Annotated in this window: 13 protein-coding genes, 1 riboswitch and 1 other annotated feature; of the genes, 12 read left to right on the top strand and 1 reads right to left on the bottom strand. The window is 28.6% G+C overall.

Going from position 1 to position 20,596, the window contains the following annotated elements:
- Positions 1-51: 51 nt before the first annotated feature.
- From BUB33_RS02340 to leuS, 3 genes are all read left to right on the top strand, one after another.
- Complete coding sequence (locus tag BUB33_RS02340; protein ID WP_072972653.1) at positions 52-1,623, top strand: alkaline phosphatase; 1,572 nt, start codon at positions 52-54, stop codon at positions 1,621-1,623.
- A gap of 58 nt (positions 1,624-1,681) precedes the next feature.
- Complete coding sequence (locus BUB33_RS02335; RefSeq protein ID WP_200778091.1) at positions 1,682-2,830, top strand: YibE/F family protein; 1,149 nt, start codon at positions 1,682-1,684, stop codon at positions 2,828-2,830.
- 444 nt (positions 2,831-3,274) lie between these two features.
- Positions 3,275-3,480 (top strand) — a binding site (T-box leader).
- A gap of 60 nt (positions 3,481-3,540) precedes the next feature.
- Positions 3,541-5,952 carry a leucine--tRNA ligase gene (gene leuS, locus BUB33_RS02330; RefSeq protein ID WP_072972651.1) on the top strand — a complete coding sequence of 804 codons (2,412 nt, stop codon included), beginning with the start codon at positions 3,541-3,543 and terminating at the stop codon, positions 5,950-5,952.
- Positions 5,953-6,062: 110 nt separating this feature from the next.
- On the opposite strand, the gene BUB33_RS16715 is transcribed toward leuS, so the two are convergent.
- Positions 6,063-6,185: a hypothetical protein gene (locus tag BUB33_RS16715; RefSeq protein WP_268807655.1), complete on the bottom strand. Its 123-nt coding sequence runs from the start codon at positions 6,183-6,185 to the stop codon at positions 6,063-6,065.
- 214 nt (positions 6,186-6,399) lie between these two features.
- On the opposite strand from BUB33_RS16715, the gene BUB33_RS02325 reads away from it, so the two are divergent.
- The 9 genes from BUB33_RS02325 to abc-f all read left to right on the top strand — a co-directional run bounded on the left by BUB33_RS02325 (position 6,400) and on the right by abc-f (position 20,576).
- Positions 6,400-9,771, top strand: coding sequence for a PD-(D/E)XK nuclease family protein (locus BUB33_RS02325; RefSeq protein WP_072972648.1), 3,372 nt, complete (start codon positions 6,400-6,402; stop codon positions 9,769-9,771).
- Positions 9,772-9,775: 4 nt separating this feature from the next.
- Positions 9,776-13,474, top strand: a complete 3,699-nt coding sequence (gene addA, locus BUB33_RS02320; RefSeq protein ID WP_072972646.1) for a helicase-exonuclease AddAB subunit AddA — start codon at positions 9,776-9,778, stop codon at positions 13,472-13,474.
- A gap of 67 nt (positions 13,475-13,541) precedes the next feature.
- Positions 13,542-14,717: a trans-sulfuration enzyme family protein gene (locus BUB33_RS02315; protein WP_072972644.1), complete on the top strand. Its 1,176-nt coding sequence runs from the start codon at positions 13,542-13,544 to the stop codon at positions 14,715-14,717.
- A gap of 31 nt (positions 14,718-14,748) precedes the next feature.
- Positions 14,749-15,636, top strand: coding sequence for a hypothetical protein (locus BUB33_RS02310; RefSeq protein WP_072972641.1), 888 nt, complete (start codon positions 14,749-14,751; stop codon positions 15,634-15,636).
- Positions 15,636-16,196: a hypothetical protein gene (locus tag BUB33_RS02305; protein WP_072972639.1), complete on the top strand. Its 561-nt coding sequence runs from the start codon at positions 15,636-15,638 to the stop codon at positions 16,194-16,196. The genes BUB33_RS02310 and BUB33_RS02305 overlap by 1 nt, the downstream gene beginning before the upstream one ends.
- A 181-nt stretch (positions 16,197-16,377) precedes the next feature.
- Positions 16,378-16,486: riboswitch (TPP riboswitch) on the top strand.
- An 85-nt stretch (positions 16,487-16,571) separates the two neighbouring features.
- On the top strand, positions 16,572-17,885 hold the full coding sequence (gene thiC / locus BUB33_RS02300) for a phosphomethylpyrimidine synthase ThiC (RefSeq protein ID WP_072972637.1): 1,314 nt from the start codon (positions 16,572-16,574) through the stop codon (positions 17,883-17,885).
- A 243-nt stretch (positions 17,886-18,128) separates the two neighbouring features.
- Complete coding sequence (locus tag BUB33_RS15785; protein ID WP_200778090.1) at positions 18,129-18,233, top strand: peptide deformylase; 105 nt, start codon at positions 18,129-18,131, stop codon at positions 18,231-18,233.
- Between the two features lie 113 nt (positions 18,234-18,346).
- Entirely contained in the window at positions 18,347-18,493 is a 147-nt protein-coding gene (locus BUB33_RS15960) for a hypothetical protein (protein WP_159429151.1), read from the top strand.
- A 178-nt stretch (positions 18,494-18,671) separates the two neighbouring features.
- Positions 18,672-20,576 (top strand): ribosomal protection-like ABC-F family protein, encoded by a 1,905-nt coding sequence (abc-f, locus tag BUB33_RS02295; RefSeq protein WP_072972635.1) that lies wholly within the window; start codon positions 18,672-18,674, stop codon positions 20,574-20,576.
- Positions 20,577-20,596 lie beyond the last annotated feature (20 nt).

The raw sequence follows: 20,596 nt of genomic DNA, 5'->3' as shown, positions 1-20,596 counted from the left end.
CATAGATAAGTTATAGTGTAATTGTAAGAAAAAATAATATGGAGGGATATTATGTTTAAAAGAGTTTTGTCGTCTTTATTGATTTTAGCAATGATAGTTGCAGTTGTGTCGGGAAGTTTATTAGTTTCGGAAGCAAATTTAACACCCCAATTAGTTGAAGCAACAGGAGATTTAGTTGTAGCAAAGGAAACAGCAAGAACTGCAAAATACATATTTATGTTTATTGGAGATGGTATGGCAGCAGTTCAAGTGAATTCAGCTCAGATTTATGGTGGAAATAATCAACATAATAATATGAAATTAAATTCACTAAATTTTCAAGATTTTGAAGCAGTAGGATATCAAACTACCCATGATGCAACTTCATTTGCACCGGATTCAGCTTCTACAGCTACAGCATTATCATCAGGATATAAAACATGGAGTGGTACTATAGGGTTAAAACCAGTAGGCAATGTTACAGGTAATAAGGTTGAAAATGTAAAATTAGATGATGTTCCTAAAACTATTGCAGAAAGACTTAAAGAAGAAAAGGGTATGAAAATAGGTATAGTTTCAACAGTTACTTTAAATCATGCAACACCAGCAGCTTATTATGCCCATACAGCATCCAGAAACAATTATTATGACATAGCAATGCAAATGTCAGAATCAGGATTTGATTATTTTGGTGGTGGAACATTGAGTCAACCAAAGGGAAGAAACAATGATCAAAAAGATGCATATGAAGTTATGAAAGAAAAAGGATATAAAATAGTAAATACTAAAGAAGATATTTTAGCTCTAAACAATAACTCAGGTAAAGTATATGCAGTAACTCCCGTAATTCAAGATGGTGGTGCTATGCCATATGCAGTAGATAATAAAAAAGGAGATCTTACTCTTGCAGATTTCGTTAAAAAAGGTATAGATGTTCTTGATAATAAAGATGGATTTTTTATGATGGTTGAATCAGGAAAAATTGACTGGGCAGGGCATGCTAATGATGCAAAAGCAAATATTGGTGATGTTTTAGCTTTTGAAGATTCTATTCAAGTAGCTATTAATTTTGCCAAGAAACATCCAGAAGATACACTAATAGTAGTAACAGGGGATCATGAAACAGGTGGTATGACTATAGGTCAAGCTACAACGGGATACGATACAGCATTAGGAATATTAAAAAACCAAAAGATGTCTTATATAGCCTTTGATGCATTAATTGATGAAATGATAGAAAAAAATCCTAACTTAACTTTTGAAGATATAATGCCAGTTATCACTCAAAATTTTGGTCTTAAAAATGAATATGAAGATGGTGAAGGAGATAAACCATATATGGCTTTAGAACTATCAAATCGAGAAGTAGCAAAATTAAAGAGAGCATTTGCTGAAACTATGGCTAAAGAGCCTATAGAAAAAGATAAAGAAGAATTGCTAATATTATATGGGGGTTACAATCCGCTCTCAGTAACATTAACTCATATATTAAATAATAAAGCTGGTATAGGGTGGACTTCCTATGCTCATACAGGAGTACCTGTTCCAGTATATGCTACAGGTGTGCAAGGAGAATTATTTAACGGAGCATATGATAATACAGAGGTTTATTATAAATTAGTTACTGCAGCAGGACTTAAATAATCATTTAAACAAGGTTGGAAGATTTCCAGCCTTGTTTAAATGAAAGGGGTGTTAATTCTTGAAATATATTTTAAAAAATGTTAATAGAAGAGAAATAGGATTTATACTTTCTCTTATAATTTTATTAACAATACTTGTATTCTTACCAACTGGATTTGACAGGCAACTATATATATTTACAGAGGGAGTAAGGGCTAAAGTATTATCTGTTGATAATTCAGGGGTACTTAATACTGGATTATTTAGACAAGGAGATCAACGAGCTACAATACAAATAGAAACAGGTTCATACAAGGGTCAAATAGTATCCGCAAATAATATGTTAACAGGTAGCCTTGCAGAAGATAAAATTTTTAGAGAAGGGGATAGGGCATGGGTACTTATTGGTTTTGATGAAAGTAGAAATATTAATTTTGCTAATATGGTGGATCATTATCGATTAAACAAGGAAGTTGTACTTATAGGGTGTTTTGCTCTAGTTATTATAATTTTTTCAGGAGTTATAGGAGTTAGAACATTATTATCCTTTACTTTTACACTTATGAGTATATGGAAGATATTGATTCCAGCTATGTTAAGGGGATTTAATCCTATTATAATAGCTTTAATAGTAGGAAACTTCTTAACAATCATAACTATTTTATTGGTAATAGGATTTACAAAAACAGCTTATGCTGCTATTATAAGTGCGATTTCTTGCTCCTTAGCTACTTGTATTTTAGCAGTTATATTTGGTAATTATTTCAATATTCATGGTGCAGTTATGAATTTGTCAGAATCATTACTTTATGCAGGATTTTTAAAGCTTGATTTAACAGCTATTTTTCAAGGAGGTATATATCTTGCAAGCTCAGGAGCCATATTGGATTTAGCAGTAGATATTTCAACGGCATTAGATGAAGTTGTAAAGAACAATCCTAATATAACTGGAAAAGATTTGATAGCATCAGGGTTCAATATAGGAAAATCCGTAGTTGGAAGCCAGACTACAACTCTTTTATTTGCATATATGGGAAGTTATTTATCAGTAATAATGGTATATATAGCTCAAGGAACACCAATACTTAATTTGTTAAATTCAAAAACAGTGGCAGCAGAGATACTTCACACTTTTGTAGGTTGTATAGGACTTGTATTGGTTTCTCCCTTAACATCAGTAGTTTGTGGATTTATGTTTAAGATAAGTGAAGAGTGTATTAATGAATAAAATAAAAACAATATTGATTTTATAATAAGATATACACCAATAGAAAAGTTCATACTAAGTTAAGTTGTAATTAGTAAGGTCAAAATATGAAGTTGATTTTTAAAGTAAGAAAACTTATGTTTTGTTGTGCAGCTGTAGGATTATGGGTACTAAAAAATTATTTACATAATAGGAGGTGCGTTATATATGGAGAACTGTTTGATACAGCGTGTTGATAATACATTGTTAAATATGGGGATGTCAACACTTAAACACCCTATCCTTTATAACTGTCCCATTGGTTTGAGGTTTGAAATCTCAGAGTCCTAGGGAGATAATGATAAAGCTTAGTTATTATTAGTGTTTATAAAATACATTTTAGTCATAGAAAATAGGGTAAATATAAAAAAATTCAAAATATCCTTGATTTTATAAGACTTCTTTGTTACAATAGACTTTAAATTAATAAAGACAAAGAAAGGAAGTAGTAAGTTGTATGTCAATTGTAGAGAGCTATCGTTTGGTGAAAGATAGTATTGATGAAAACTGAACTCGTCCTTGAGTTACTAAGATGAATAAAGTAATCTTAGTCGGTTAAATGCCGTTATATTTTGAGTGGATAGCAATATCAACAAGAGTGGTACCGCGGAATTTTACCTTTCGTCTCTATTTTATAGAGATGAAAGGTTTTTTTATGACCTATAATACAACGAGTAAAGAGGAGGAATATTATGAGAGAGTATAAACCAAATGAAATTGAAAAAAAATGGCATGAGATTTGGGAAGAAAGAGAGCCTTTTAAGGCATTAAATAAATCTGATAAACCAAAATTTTATGCATTAGTAGAATTTCCTTATCCATCAGCAAATGGATTACACGTAGGACATCCAAGACCATATACAGCACTAGATATTGTTTCTAGAAAGAGAAGACTTGAAGGGTATAATGTATTGTTTCCTATGGGATGGGATGCCTTTGGATTACCTACAGAAAACTTTGCTATAAAAAATAAAATTCACCCAGCTATAGTTACAGAGCAAAATGTAGGGAGGTTTAAATCTCAATTACAGTCCATAGGATTTTCCTTTGATTGGTCTAGAGAAATAAATACTACAGATCCACATTATTATAAATGGACTCAATGGATATTTCTAAAATTATATGAAAAAGGATTAGCGTATAAACAAGAAATGCCTATTAACTGGTGCCCTTCTTGTAAAATAGGACTAGCAAATGAAGAAGTTATCCAAGGTAGTTGTGAGAGGTGTGGTGGTGAAGTAGTAAGAAAAGTAAAAAATCAATGGATGCTGAAAATAACTGAATATGCTGATAGATTAATAAGTGATCTAGATAAAGTCGATTACATTGAAAGAGTAAAGGCTCAACAGACAAATTGGATTGGAAAATCTGAAGGAGCAGAGGTAGATTTTCAAATTGCAGGTAAAGAAGATAAACTAAGGGTATTCACAACAAGACCTGATACATTATTTGGTTCAACATACATGGTCATAGCAGCAGAGCATCCTTTAATAGAAAAATATAAAGATGAAATAGAAAATCTAGAAGAAATAAAATCATATCAACATGAAGTAAGTAAGAAATCAGATTTTGAAAGGACAGAGCTATCAAAGGAAAAAACAGGAGTAGAAATAAAAGGGCTAAAAGCTATAAATCCTGCTACAGGTGGAGAAATTCCTATTTGGATTTCAGACTATGTGCTTATGACCTATGGTACAGGAGCAATAATGGCAGTACCAGGACATGATAGCCGTGACTGGGAATTTGCTAGGAAATTTAATCTTCCAATAGTAGAAGTAATAAAAGGCGGGGATATAGAGAAAGAAGCTTTTACAGATACAGAGGCAGGAGTTGTTGTAAACTCTGATTTTATCAATGGTATGGAAGTAAAAGAAGCAAAAGAATATATGATAAAATGGCTAGAAGAAAAAGGTCTTGGAACTAGAAAAGTAAACTTTAAACTTAGAGACTGGGTATTCTCTAGACAAAGATATTGGGGAGAGCCAATACCTTTATTACACTGTGATAAATGTGGTTGGGTGCCAGTACCAGAAGAACAGCTACCTGTTATGTTACCAGAAGTAGAAAACTATGAACCAACAGATACTGGTGAATCACCACTTGCAAATATTAAAGATTGGGTAGAAACTACTTGTCCAAAATGTGGAGGTAAGGCACATAGAGAAACAGATACAATGCCCCAATGGGCTGGTTCTTCTTGGTATTTCCTAAGATATATCGACCCATTTAATGAAGAAGAAATAGCTTCCCAAGAAGCAATTAACTACTGGATGCCGGTAGATTGGTATAATGGAGGAATGGAGCATACTACCCTTCATTTACTATATTCAAGATTTTGGCATAAATTCCTATACGATATCGGAGTAGTTCCTGAACCAGAACCTTATGCAAAGAGAACTTCCCATGGGATGATATTGGGAGATAATAATGAAAAGATGTCAAAATCTAGAGGAAACGTTGTAAACCCTGATGATATAGTAAGAGATTATGGTGCAGATACATTAAGAACCTATGAAATGTTTATTGGTGATTTTGAAAAAAGTGTACCTTGGTCAGAAAATGGAGTTAAAGGATGTAGAAGATTCCTTGAAAGAGTATGGAGACTTCAAGACATTATAGTGGATGGTGAAGGGTATACAAATAAGTTAGAATCAAGTATTCATAAGACTATTAAGAAGGTAACTGAAGATTTTGAAACATTAAAATTTAATACAGGAATAGCAGCTTTAATGAGTCTATTAAATGAATTTAATGACTATGGAAAGATAACAAAAGATGATTTAAAAACATATATAGTACTATTAAATCCAGTAGCACCTCATATTACTGAAGAATTATGGGAGATTCTGGGGCTAGAAGGTTATCTACATGAAACTACATGGCCTAAATACGATGAAGAAAAGACAAAGGATAAAGTAATCCAACTTCCTGTTCAAGTTAATGGCAAAGTTAGAGGTACAATAGAAATTAGTGTTGAAGACTCTCAAGAAATAGCTCGACAAAAGGCAAAAGCTGATGAAAATATTAGTAGATTTTTAGAAGGAAAACAAATAATAAAAGAAATATTTGTTCCAGGAAAGATATACAATATAGTAGTAAAATAAATATATTAAAACCCCGTAGTAATAGACGGGGTTTTAATATATTTATCAAATCATATCAGATATACTCATAAATGATACCTATGATTTATAATAAATATTCAAAACTATTATTATCTACAGCCACATCCTCCAAACATATCTTCATTACAGAAAATAAGCACTAATAATAAAAAGAAAAATAATAGTGAACTATCGTTACAGCAGTCATTTCTTCTACCTAATAAATCACCCATGAAAACACCTCCAATATAATTTATATCTAAGTGAAATAAAAGTATTCATAATACAATATGCCAAATAGTCGAAAAGTGTTAATTGTTTTATTTTCAACACTAGTGACTCCAGTCTATGCTAGGTTGTATTAAAAAAAACCCTATGATATAATCTTCATACAGATTTTACTGATTTAAATTGTAGTAAATAATTAGAAATGGAGGCATATTCCATATGAGAATAATTTTAGGTCGATCTAAAACTGGTAAATCCAATTATATATATGAGGAAATAAATAGAGAAATCAATAAAAATACGGAAGACAACCTTGTACTTATAGTTCCAGATTTAATGACATATCAAACAGAATATGATATTATTCAAAGACTTAATTTAGAAGGCATCATGAGTGTTGAAATCCTTAGCTTTAAGAGAGTTGCAGATAAAATATTAGGGGAAATAGGAGAAAATAAAACTCAAGATATTAATCCTTTTGGAAAAATTATGTTATTAAAGCAGATATTCGAGGAAAGTCGTGATGAATTAAAATTATTTAAAAAAGCCTCAGGACATGGAGGCTTTTTAAAAGAGTTTAATTTACTTATAAAAGAATTAAAGCAAAATTTAATTAGTCAAGATTCTCTAGAAGAAGTAATTAAGAATATAGATAATACACTTTTAAAAAATAAATTATCAGACATAGGACTAATATACTCAAAATACAATGAAAAAATTAAGGATAAATTCCTTGATGAGGAGGACAGATTTAACTTAGTTATTTCAATAATAAAGAATTCAAACTATATTAAAGACTCTAAAATTTGGATTGATGGATTTGAAAGTCTTAATCAACAGAGGATAAAAATGATTAAAACTCTATCAGAATATTCAAAGGGTGTTACTATGTCTTTAAACATAGATAAATCCTATCTTAAAAATATAGAAGATTTTGATGATTGGGAAGCATTTAAAACCATATATGATACATTTACATCTATTGAATCAACCTTAGAAGGCAATATAGAAATCATACCTCTATGGGAAAATAAAATTCTTTCAGGTGAAATAAAAACCATTGAAAAAAATATATTTGCTATTGACATAGAACCTTTTATGAAACCTACTGATAATATAACAATCTATTCATCAATGAATACATATACTGAAGTAGAGAAAACTGCTCAGAAAATAATATCACTTGTGAGAGATTATAATTATAGATGGCAAGATATAAAAATAGCAGTTGGGGATATGGAAAGTTATATAATAAATATAAGAAAAGTTTTTGATAAATTTGATATACCTTATTTTCTAGACATAAAACGAGATATTATGAATAATCCAGTTAGTAAATATATTCTATCTATATTAGATATCTTTATATGGAATTTCAGATATGATGATGTATTTCAATATCTTAAAACAGGACTTACTCCATTAAATAGTAGCCAAATAAACTATCTTGAAAATCATGCTCTTCAATATGGAGTAGAAGGCATAAAATGGTTTCAAAAAATAGATTCAGATGCATTGGCATATATAGAGGATATAAGAAAGTTATTTGTATCAGATTTTATAGACAATATAAATGAATTTAAAAAACTTTCAACAATAAGTGAAATTACAGCTTTTATCTTTGAATATTTAAAGCTTCATAGAATTAATGAGAAAATGAATAATTCTATTGATAATTTTCTAAGACAAAATAAATATGAAGAATCAAGTGAATATGCACAGGTATGGAATCGAATAATGGAAGGTTTTGAGCAAATTTTACTTATAGGGGAAGATATAGAAATCACTCCATTAGAATATAGAAAAATTCTAGAGGTTGGTCTCAAGGAAGTTCAAATTAGTATTATTCCACCAACTATTGACAGGGTTGGAATAGGGGATATAGAAAGGATTGCTGTAAGTAAACCAAGAGCATTATTTGTCTTAGGAGCTAATGAAAAAAACCTTGATTCCAATAAAGAAAAGGGCTTGTTATCAGACGAAGAAAGAGAAACTATACTAGATAACAATATTAAAATTATAAGTGGCTCAAGTTTTTCATATTTTAAGGACAAGCATATGCTTTATAAAGTATTTTCATCTCCTACAGAAAAATTATTTATTAGCTATGCTCTAGGAACCATAGAGGGCAAATCAATGGAGCCTTCCCTATATGTAGATACATTAAAGAGGATATTTCCATCTATTAAAGAGGAAACTGATATTTCATGTAAAAATCAATTAGAATATATATCAAATTATAATGGAACCTATGATATTCTTGTTGAAAATATGAGAGAATATATTGATGGCGGCGAAATAGATGATATATGGAAAGCTGTATATATATGGTATAGGAAGAATTACAATGATAAATTTCATATTATAAACAAGGGATTTAATTATATAAATAAAATATCAAAATTAGAACCAGAAATAATTAGGAATAGATTTAATGATAATATCAATATAACAGTTTCAAAACTAGAAAGATATGCAGAATGTCAGTTTAAATATTTTGTTGAGAATATATTAAAGCCGAATCCAAGATTAATTCAAAAAATAGAGTTTTTTGATATAGGAAATATAAATCATGCTGTTTTAGAGGACTTTATAAATAAACTTATAGCTTTTAATGATAAAATAGATCTCTTGATTAAAGAGGATATATACCAATTAGTAGAAGAATCTATAGAGAAGGTTTTCTCCATAATGTCAGAAAAAGTCACAGCATTTAATGCAAATAACAGAAACAACTATTTAAAAAAGAAAATAAGTAGAATATTAAAAAGAACAGCTTACACATTAGTTAAACAGCTCCAAAGCAGTGAATTTAGACCAAAATATACTGAATTACAAATTGGAATAATAGATGAAAAAGATGAAAAAACACAAAAGGGAATATATATTGACTCTTTAGAAATTAGCTCAGATAATTATTCTATAAACTTAAGAGGAATAATTGATAGGGTGGATATTTTTGAAGATACTAATGGTGATATATATTTAAGTATTATAGACTATAAATCTTCTAAAAAAGATATTGATTTTACAGATACCTATGAAGGAATTCAGATTCAGCTACTTGTATATTTGAATGCAATAATAAATAATGGAGAAAAATTATTTGGTAAAAAACCTAAAATCGCTGGAGTATTTTACTATCATGTAGATGACCCTATAATTAAAGGAGAAAGTGAAGATATAGAAGAACAGATACTAAAGAGTTTAAAGCTAAAGGGATTTGTACTTAAAAATAAAGACCTTATATATAAAATAGATAGAAATATTGGAACATCTTCTAATATAATTCCTGTAGGGATAAAAAAGGATGGAGATTTTACTCAATCATCTAATGTATTAACAGAAGAAGAGTTTGATGGAGTTTTATCCTATGTTGATTTTAAAATAACTGAATTATCAAGTGGTATTTTAAGTGGTAATTTTTATATGAATCCATATAGAAAAAAAGATGGAAATACTCCATGTAAATATTGTGATTATATAAGTATCTGTCAATTTGATAAAACCATAGGCAATGAATATAGACAAATTAAGAGCATAAAAAAAGAGGATTTTTTTGATAAAATCTCAGTAAAAGGAGGGAATTAAGAATATGGAATGGACTAAGGAACAAAAAAGGATAATTGATTTAAGAAATTCCAATATTCTTGTATCAGCTGCTGCTGGCTCAGGTAAAACTGCTGTACTAGTAGAACGTATAATTAATCTTGTTAAAAATGAAAATGAAGATATAGATAAATTTTTAGTAGTTACATTTACAAATGCTGCAGCTGCTGGAATGAAGCAAAAAATACAAAAAGCCTTAGTACAAGCAGTTCATGAGGGAAAAAATCAAAAGCATATAAGAAAGCAGTTAAATCTTTTAAACAAAGCAAATATTACAACGATACACTCCTTTTGTCTTGATGTAGTAAAAAAGAATTTTCATATAATAGGTTTAGACCCTAGCTTTAGAATTGGAGATAGCAGTGAATTAAGTATTCTTTTTCAAGAATCCATTGATGAAGTATTAGAAAGAGCATATACAAAAGAAACTGAGAGTTTTAAGATCTTAGTAGAAGGATTTACTGGTAATAGGGGAGACTTAGAGCTATATGAAATCATTGGTAGAGTATATAAATTTTTACTTAGCTTTCCAGACCCTTTTAAATGGCTAGAAAATAGTGTAAATAGACTTAGTATGACAGAGGAGGAGTTTAAAAGCTCCTTATGGTATAAAGAGATTTTAAATTATGTTCAAATGCAAGTTGAAGGGGCTAAAGGTATTGTAGAATTAGCATTAAAAATATCCACCGAAGAGGATGGACCAAAAGTATATGAAAAGACATTACAAGAGGATTTATTAATTTTAGATGAAATAAACAGTTCCTTAGAAAAGGAGCTAGTTGAAGCCATAAATGAAATTCATAATTTTAAAGCACCTAGAATATCTTCCTTTAAAGCAGATGACCCCAAAAATATAAATGTAAATATAGAAAAGCAAAAGGAAGTAAAGGATATATTAAGAGAAGAGTATAAGAAAATTATAGCTTCATTAAAAGAGTTATTATCATATAAAAATCTTTCTGAATATGTAGAAGATATTAATTTTATGTATGAAGCAATGGAAGCATTAAAGGAATTAATCATTGATTTAGACAAAATATATAAAGGCAAAAAACTTGAAAAATCTATTGTGGATTTTAATGATTTAGAGCATTATGCATTGAGTATATTAAGAAAACCTATAATATCAGAGGATTCATCAGTTAGATATATTCCTTCTGATATTGGTGTATCTTATAAAAATAAATTTAATTATATATTTATTGATGAGTATCAGGATAGCAATAGCATACAAGAAACCATAATTGAACAAATCAAGAGAGATAATAACTTGTTTATGGTAGGAGATGTAAAGCAAAGTATTTATAGATTTAGATTAGCTGAACCAAGTATTTTTAATAGTAAATATAGAGCATATACTAAGGATAGGGAAGATTTAGATGATAATATAATTAATAGAGTAGTTGAATTAAATAAAAACTTTCGAAGTAGGGAAGAAATCTTAGAGGGGACAAATTATATATTTAAGAATATTATGTCAGAGGATTTAGGAGAAATTGATTATAATGAGAATGTATTTTTAAAATGTGGAAATAAAGAATTTTCAACTAATAATCCTGTGGAATTAAATATAATAGAGAAAAGTTCAATTAGTAGCAAGGATAAACTAGAACAATTAGATGATATAAATGATGAATTAGAATCTATGAAAACCGCAGAAATAGAGGCTTTGTTTACTGTAAAGAAAATCAAAGAGCTTTTAAATGAAGAGATATATGATGGGAATAATGAAAAAAAACTAAGAAAAATAGAATATAAGGATATTGTAATATTATTACGCTCAGTTTCAGACTGGTCCAATATATTTGAAGAGGTATTTAATAAAGAGGAAATTCCATTTTATTTTGATGGTGGAGCTGGCTATTTCAATACTATAGAAATACAGATTATAATTAATTTATTAAAATTAATTGATAATATTAGGCAAGATATACCATTGATTAGTGTAATGAGATCACCTATTGGAAATTTCACTACAGAAGAATTAGTAAAAATAAGATCTAAATATATAACAGGTAGTTATATAGATGCATGTATAAAATATATAGATAAAAATCATGAAGTGTCAAATGATGAAAATTTTTCACCTGAGCTTATTGGAAAATTAGATGGTTTTTTTAAAATGATTAATGATTGGGTAGATAGGAGTAAATATACTGATTTAAATGATTTAATATGGGAAATCTTAATGGAAACTAATTATTATCATTTTGTAGGCACCTTGCCAAAGGGAAAAATTAGACAAGCTAATCTAAGACTTCTTGTAGATAAAGCCTATGAATTTGAAAAAACGTCTATGAAAGGATTATTTAAGTTTTTACGATATATAGAAAAACTGAATTCCGATGGAAATGATAGTTCAAGTGTAGCAAAAACCTTAGGTGAAAATGATAATGTAGTTAGACTAATGACTGTGCACAACAGTAAAGGTTTAGAATTTCCTGTAGTTATTTTATGCGGATTAAATAAAGGATTCAATTTACAGGATACAAGGGCTAAAATATTGATGCATAAAGAATACGGTTTAGCACCTAAATATATAAATATAGATAAACGTATTGAAAAAGATACAATAGGAAGAATAGCAATAGCTAAAAAAATTAAATTTGAAAATCTATCTGAGGAAATGAGAATTCTCTATGTAGCTATGACTAGAGCCATTGATAGGCTAATAATAGTTGGCTCAGTTAATAAAATAGATGATAGCATTAAAATATGGAGAAAGGGACATTTAAGGTATTTCTTATATAGGGGTAAATCCTATATGGATTGGATAGGAAGCTGCTTATTTGAAGGTATGGATTCAGAGGCAATAAATGAAATATTTGTTAAAGGTCAATGTGAAAAATGGAAGGTAAATAAAATTTCAGTTACAGATTTATTACAAGATAGAAAAACCTATAGCAATGTTGACAATACAGAAAAGCTAAAAAATATTGAAGGTTCTATAGACAGAAAATCCTATGAAGAAATAGAAAGGAGACTTAGCTATAAATATCCCTATGAAAATGCTATAAATATTCCTGCTAAACTAGCTGTTACAAAGTTGAAAAACATAAATACAGAAAAACTTGCAAGTTTAAAATATGATATTCCTACTTTATCTAATATATTAGAATTTGATAAAGAAAGTAAAAAAATTATTGTTGATAAACAGGAATTAAAGGGTTCTGAAATTGGTATCCTTATACATCTTATAATGCAACATATAGATCTCAGTGGGAAATTAGATAGAAATGATTTAATACAACAAATAGAACAAATTACTTCTAAAAATCTTATAACGGATTCAGGAGCTAATTTTATATTTAATAACTACCTTGATAAAATTGAAGGATTTTATAATTCAGATATAGGTTTAAGAATGAGGAAATCTCCATTGATTAAGAGGGAAGTTCCCTTTGTAATAAAAAAGAAGGCAGATGAAATATTAAAAAATCTAAATGGAAATGATTTTATTCTTGTACAGGGTATTATAGATTGTTATTTTGAAGAAGATGATGAAGTCGTAATTATAGATTATAAAACTGATAATATTAATGAAAATGAAATAGAAAAACTTATAATCGAATATAAAGATCAAATTACATCATATAAAGAAGCAATTGAAAAGATAAAAAAGAAGAAAGTAAAAGAATCCTATTTATATTTATTTTCATTAGGTACTGAGGTACCTATAAGATAATAAAAACTCTTTATCAATAAGCTTCTAAATATAAGAATAAGATTTTAATTAGAATGGAGGAATAAATATGACAGGCTTTGATACAAAAGCAATTCATGGAGGAATTAAAGGTAAAAATCCAAGTAATGCATTGAATCCACCTATATTTCAAACTTCAACCTTTGTGTTTGACAATATAGAACATGCAAATAAAATAATGTCTTTTGAATCCGATGACTATGTTTATACTAGGGGAAACAATCCTACTCTTCGACTATTTGAAAATCGAATGGCAGAATTGGAGTATGGCGCAGGTGCAGTTGCTTTTTCTTCAGGAATGGCAGCCATTAGCTCAACTATATTTTCTTTATTAAAACCAGAAGATACTATCATAGTTCATAAAACTCTATATGGTTCATCCTACAGTGTAATTACTGAATTGCTTCCAAAATATAATATGAATTATAAAATAATAGATCTTACAAATTTAGATGAACTTAAAAATGCAATAGATAGCTCTACTAAAGTAATATATTTTGAAACTCCTTCAAACCCAGATTTATCAATTATAGATATAACTAAAGTTTCTGAAATAGCAAAGAAAAACAATATTAAAGTAGTAGTAGATAATACCTTTGCTTCACCTTATTTTCAAAACCCATTACTACTAGGAGCAGATATTGTAGTTCATAGTGCTACAAAATACATTTGTGGTCATGGAGATGTAGTGGGAGGAGTTGCCATAGGAAAGGATATAGATTATATTCAATATTTAAAATTTGGATATATGTGTGAATTTGGGGGAGTTATGAGTCCATTTAATGCTTGGCTTTTACTTAGAGGATTAAAGACTTTAGGTATTAGGATGAGACAACATGAGAAAAATGCAATAGAAGTAGTAAATTTCTTGAAAAGTCATCCAAAGATAGATTTAGTTCTATATCCAGGTTTGGAAGAGTTCAAGGGTCATAGTATAGCGGAAGAACAGATGAAAGGCTTTGGAGCCATGATAAGCTTTGAAGTAAAAGGTGGCTTGGAATCAGCAATAAAATTTGTAGATAGTTTAAAACTAGCTCAATTGGCAGTTAGTTTAGGGGATTGTGAAACCTTAGTTCAACTTCCAGCAGCTATTACCCATAGAGGATATCCAAGGGAGAGATTAGCTGAATTTGGGTTAACTGAAAGCATGGTAAGAATATCCGTTGGATTAGAGGATAGTAAAGATATAATAGAAGATTTAGAACAGGCACTTAAATTAATATGAAAGTGAGATATTTGAGGACAGGGGGGATTTGATGGATTTAAACCGAAAGATATTAAAAAGAGGGATAATCATTATAATCTCAGGACTTATAATTTCCTTAGGAATTGCCATATTTATGAGATTAGATAAACCAGTGTTTCTTAAAAATTATTCAGAAACAGCATTTTCAGTTTCTGGAGATTATATTGATGAACGTAATTTCACCTTTAAGTATATTGCAAATATTTCAGATAACAGAAGAGTTGCAGATATTAAATTTGAAAAATGTCCTAATCTTGTTTTTTATCCAAGAGGAAATATGGGATTTGGAGATGTATTTTCTATGTTTTCACAAAATGACTATGAGAGAGAGGATAGTTATGGTAGATATGTGATTCGTAATATTTATATTACTATTGATGGAAGGGATTTAGGTGAGTATGATGAAATAGAATTAAGTAATGGAAAGATTACCTTCGATAATGGGGAAGTAATGGATGTAAATCTTGGAAGAATAAAACTATATAATTATAGTAAATATAGAGGAGACCATTTTGACTTTTCCAACGGTAGTAATTCCTCCGATGGCACTTCATCTACTGAAATAAAGGTTAAGGAGGATATAGCTTTAGTAGATATAGATGCCTCTTTATTAGAGGAAATAGAGGATTTAGTAGAAATTAAAATAGGAAATATAAACTATAAGGATATTTCAGGAATTCAATATAAAGATGGGGATCTTATGAATATATATTCAAAATTCCAAGAACCACAGGATATTTTAAGGAAATTTAATATATATGATATAGAGCCAAAACTTAATTATAAGACTTCAGATGAAAGAATTTTTTATAGACCAATAAATAATATAAGATATGAAAAACGTGATTTTAATCTTTGGGAAATAATTAAGTATTTAAGGGCAAGGGGGGAGATTTAGTGTTTGAAGGATATAGTCAAATTTTTTGGGGAATATTTATTACAACTTTTAACATAAAATTTGGAACAGTTAAAATTCTACCTGTTTTTGTAGGTTTATTATTGGTTTCGAATGGATTAAGAAAGCTATATGAAGAAACTAAGATAGAATCATTTCATAAAGCTCAAAAAATAGGATTATTGGCTACAGCTATGTCATTTATAGCTGGAATATTGGATTATTTTTACAATGGATTAATAAATCATTCTATATTTATGTTGATTTGGATGGTATTATATCAATTACTGGAATTGATTTTATTTTTCAAAACATTAGAATCTTCTATTGAATATTTAGCTTATAATAACTATCCCGACGCAGCCAATGAAAATACACAAAAGCTTAAGAGTTACACTATTATTTCAATTATTAATATTGTTTTACTAAATTTTGCTTTTTTATTTAATATTAATGTTTTAATGTTTTTTGTTCCTATCATTGGAATAATATTAAAAATATTTATGATGGTATTGATTCATAGATTAAAAAAAATATTTATGAAAGCTGAGAATTCTCTTTAATAATGGAAATATGTACCAAGGAACTAATTCCGTGGTGTGAGCAGTTTATAAATTCTCAAATTATTTATTGAAATAGAATATTTAAATTAATAAATATAAATCTCTCTAAAAAAACCTTTTAATTCTTTATCTTGTAAAAATTTTAATTATATGATATGTTTATATTGAATAAAAATTGAATAGTAATGTAAAGGGGTGCTTATATTAATAGGCTGAGATAGGAATGTTATTTCTGACCCTAAGAACCTGATTTGGGTAATTCCAACGGAGGGATTTGGCTAATTTGTTATATATTTTTGCTATATACTTTTGTTGGTATATAGCTTTTTTGTGTTTAAAGGATTATGCAAAAATAAACTAAAGGGGGAAATTTTAATGAATTACACAACTCAAATGGATGCGGCTAAAAAAGGCATCATAACAAAAGAAATGGAAATAGTTAGCAAGAAAGAGAATATGGATGTAGAAAAATTGAGAAAAGCTATAGCAGAAGGAAGAATAGTAATACCAGCAAATAAAAATCATAAATCCTTAAACCCAGAAGGAATAGGAGAAGGTTTAAGAACTAAAATTAATGTTAACTTAGGAATTTCAAGAGATTGTCCAAGTGTAGATAAAGAATTGGATAAGGTAAAAACTGCATTAGATATGAATGTAGAAGCTATTATGGATTTAAGTTCTTTTGGAAAAACTGAAGAATTTAGAAGAAGATTAGTAGAGATGTCCCCAGCCATGATAGGAACTGTACCTGTATATGATGCAGTTGGATTTTATGATAAGGAATTAAAGGATATAACGGAAAATGAATTTTTAGATGTAGCAAGAAAGCATGGAAAAGATGGAGTAGATTTTATTACAGTTCATGCAGGAATAAATAGAGAAACAGCAAATATGTTTAAAAGAAATAAAAGAGTTACAAATATAGTTTCAAGAGGAGGTTCTCTTCTTTATGCTTGGATGGAATTAAATAATAAAGAAAATCCATTCTTTGAATATTTTGATGAATTATTAGATATTTGTGAAGAATACGATATGACAATAAGCCTTGGAGATGCATTAAGACCAGGAAGTATAGCAGATGGTACAGATGCTGCTCAAATATCAGAGACTATGGTATTAGGGGAACTTACTAAAAGAGCATGGGAGAGAAATGTGCAGATTATAATAGAAGGACCTGGACATATAACTATAAATGAAATAGAAGCCAATGTCTTGCTGGCAAAAAAACTATGCCATGGAGCACCTTTTTATGTACTAGGGCCTATAGTTACAGATGTAGCACCAGGATATGATCATATAACCAGTGCTATAGGTGGAGCTATGGCAGCTAGTTATGGAGTAGATTTCCTATGTTATGTAACACCAGCAGAACATTTAAGATTACCTAGTTTAGAGGATATGAAGGAAGGTATAATTGCATCTAAAATAGCAGCCCATGTTGGAGATTTGGGGAAAAATATACCTAATGCCTATGAATGGGATTTAAAAATGAGTCAAGCAAGACAAAAATTAGATTGGGAAGAAATGTTTAAATTATCAATAGATGAAGAAAAGGCAAGAAGATACAGAAAAGAATCTAAACCTGAGCATGAAGACAGTTGTACTATGTGTGGTAAGATGTGCTCTGTAAGAAATATGAATAGAGTAATGGAAGGTAAAGATATAAATATACTAAGAAGTGAAGATTAGAGATTAAACCACAGAATTCGTTCTGTGGTTTTTTAATTATGATTCAATTCTAGATAAAGATAAAGAAGTATTAATAATTTTTAATAAAAGAAGGATTATTTAAGGCATTGGGAAAAATTATACATTCAGAAGACCCTATTTTAAGAAAGAAAGGGAAGAAGGGAACAATAATTGATGATAAGATTAGAATGATTCTTGATGTACAAGACCAGATTTTGTAAAAGTAAAAGCTTTAGATGAAAAATGATACTAAAAGAAAAGGATGAAATGGCAAAATGTATTTGCCATGAAATAGATTATCTAAATGGAAAAGTCTTTACTGAAATAATAGAAGATTTATTTCAATGACTTATTAGAAGGGGATTTTAATATAATAGGAATTATAGTTCAAAGAAAAATAATTTATTGAAGAAGTAAATTATTTATGATATTATATAATTAATATTTATAAGGTGGTGAAAATGAATATGGAAATTTTAGTTAACAGTGTTTTAGAGATACTATCCAATATTATAATAACAGGATTTACAAATATTATGAACCAAGGGAGAGGTGTGTCTAAAATTAATATTATGTTAACTAAAGGGAAGTATTTATTTTACCATTAATTAAATTGCATTGATAAACAATGAACCTAGGTAAATTATTACTTACCTAGGTTTTTTTATGTGTAAATATATTTTGTTATATAACTCGTATCTTAAATGCTTAATAGATACTTTTGATTAAATAAACCTAGGTAAACTTTTCTTACCTAGGTTTATTTTTTGAAAGGAGAATGGAAATATGATAGAAATATCCTTAAACGATGTTGAAAAGTATTATGGGGCAGAGCAAGTATTAAAAAATATAACATTTCAAGTGTTAAAAGGAGAAAAAGTTGGTATAGTGGGAAGAAATGGAACAGGAAAAACCACTTTATTTAAAGTCATAGCAGGTATGGAAAGCTATGATAGGGGATTGATTACTATTAGTAAAGGAAGCCAAATAGGTTATCTAGAGCAAATGACAAACTATCAAGATGAATTTAGAGTAATAGATGTTTTAAAGATAGCATTTCATAATGAATTCAAAATATTATCAAGTCTTAGGGAATTAGAAGAAAAAATGAGTTATGTTGCAGGAAATAGATTAGAATCTATAATTAAAAAATATGGAGAACTTCAGAATCTATTTGAAAGCAAAGGAGGATATGAAATTGAAGAAAAATTAAACAAAGTATGTAAGGGATTAGGATTAAATGAAAAGATTTTAAATACTAAGTTTAAAGATTTAAGTGGAGGAGAAAAGACCACTATTCTTCTAGGTAAAATTTTATTAGAAGAGCCGGATATTTTGCTTTTAGATGAGCCTACTAACCATCTTGATATGGATTCTATTGATTGGTTAGAGTCATTTTTATTAGAGTATAAAGGAACTGTTATAATTATATCTCATGATAGATATTTTTTAGATAATGTTGTAAATAAGATAATCGAAATAGAAAGAGGAAAAGTAAATGTTTTCATTGGGAATTATTCATCCTATATACGAGAAAAAGAAAAAGTATATTTGGAAGAGTTAAAACGTTATGAAAATCAGCAAAAGAAAATTAAATCAATGGAGGAGTCAATAAAAAGACTGAAAGATTGGGCAAATAGGGGAGATAATGAAAAAATGTTTAAAAGAGCTTTTAGTATGGAAAAGCGATTAGAGAAAATGGAAAAGGTTGATAGACCTATAATAGATAATGATACAATGAAACTAGATTTTTCTATTCAAAATAGATCAGGTCAAGATGTTATTATAGTTGAGGGATTATATAAGAAAATAGGAAATAAGGTTTTGTTTAAAAATCTAGATTATTCTATTAAATATGGTGAAAGAGTTGCTATGATTGGACAAAATGGAAGTGGCAAGACTACTTTGATAAAAACAATATTAGGTGAAACTTTTGCAGATAAGGGGGAAATAAAGATAGGGGTAAATGTAAAAATAGGATATTTGCAGCAAAATATTTACTTTAATAATGAAGATATGACTATCTTAGATACCTTTAGAGAAGAAAATATCTGTTCTGAAGGAGATGCAAGAAGTATTTTATCAAGGTTTTTGTTTTATGGTGAAGATGTTTTTAAAAGGGTAAAATATCTTTCGGGTGGGGAAAGGGCTAGACTTAGACTTTGTCAATTAATGTATAAAGATGTAAATACACTAATATTAGATGAGCCAACAAATCATTTAGATATTATGAGTCGTGAGATGCTAGAAGAAACTTTATTAAAGTTTAAAGGAACTATAATTTTTATATCTCATGATAGATATTTTATTAATAGAATTGCAAATAAAGTAGTAGAACTTTCTCATGGTAAACTCATATCTTACCTAGGAAACTATGATTACTTTAGGGAAAAGAAATTATCTGAGAAAAAGAATCAGGAATTTGATAAAATAAATAAAGATAAAAATAATGAAGTATTTGATAATAAGAAAAGTAATGGAAAGATGAGAACGAATAAATCAAATACTAAAAAAATCAAAGAAATAGAAGAAGAAATAGAAATGTATGAAAAATTAATTGCAAATAAGGAGTTGGAAATAAATGACAATGCTATGGATTATAGTAAATTAGATAATCTATATAATGAAAAAGTTGAATTGGAAAGTCAATTAGATAATCTTCTTGAGGAATGGATAATGTTAAATGAATAAGATAGAAGCTACAATTTTGT

Origin of the sequence: Tissierella praeacuta DSM 18095 (assembly GCF_900128955.1) — a bacterium.
Lineage (GTDB): Bacteria > Bacillota > Clostridia > Tissierellales > Tissierellaceae > Tissierella > Tissierella praeacuta.
This window is presented reverse-complemented; position numbering and strand designations above follow the sequence as displayed.

Coding starts and splice junctions, on each gene's coding strand:
- BUB33_RS02325 (WP_072972648.1), top strand. CDS start 6,400: ATGAGAATAATTTTAGGTCGATCTAAAACTGGTAAATCCAATTATATA.
- BUB33_RS02340 (WP_072972653.1), top strand. CDS start 52: ATGTTTAAAAGAGTTTTGTCGTCTTTATTGATTTTAGCAATGATAGTT.
- BUB33_RS15960 (WP_159429151.1), top strand. CDS start 18,347: ATGAATATGGAAATTTTAGTTAACAGTGTTTTAGAGATACTATCCAAT.
- abc-f (WP_072972635.1), top strand. CDS start 18,672: ATGATAGAAATATCCTTAAACGATGTTGAAAAGTATTATGGGGCAGAG.
- thiC (WP_072972637.1), top strand. CDS start 16,572: ATGAATTACACAACTCAAATGGATGCGGCTAAAAAAGGCATCATAACA.
- leuS (WP_072972651.1), top strand. CDS start 3,541: ATGAGAGAGTATAAACCAAATGAAATTGAAAAAAAATGGCATGAGATT.
- BUB33_RS02315 (WP_072972644.1), top strand. CDS start 13,542: ATGACAGGCTTTGATACAAAAGCAATTCATGGAGGAATTAAAGGTAAA.
- BUB33_RS15785 (WP_200778090.1), top strand. CDS start 18,129: ATGATACTAAAAGAAAAGGATGAAATGGCAAAATGTATTTGCCATGAA.
- BUB33_RS02310 (WP_072972641.1), top strand. CDS start 14,749: ATGGATTTAAACCGAAAGATATTAAAAAGAGGGATAATCATTATAATC.
- addA (WP_072972646.1), top strand. CDS start 9,776: ATGGAATGGACTAAGGAACAAAAAAGGATAATTGATTTAAGAAATTCC.
- BUB33_RS16715 (WP_268807655.1), bottom strand. CDS start 6,185: ATGGGTGATTTATTAGGTAGAAGAAATGACTGCTGTAACGATAGTTCA.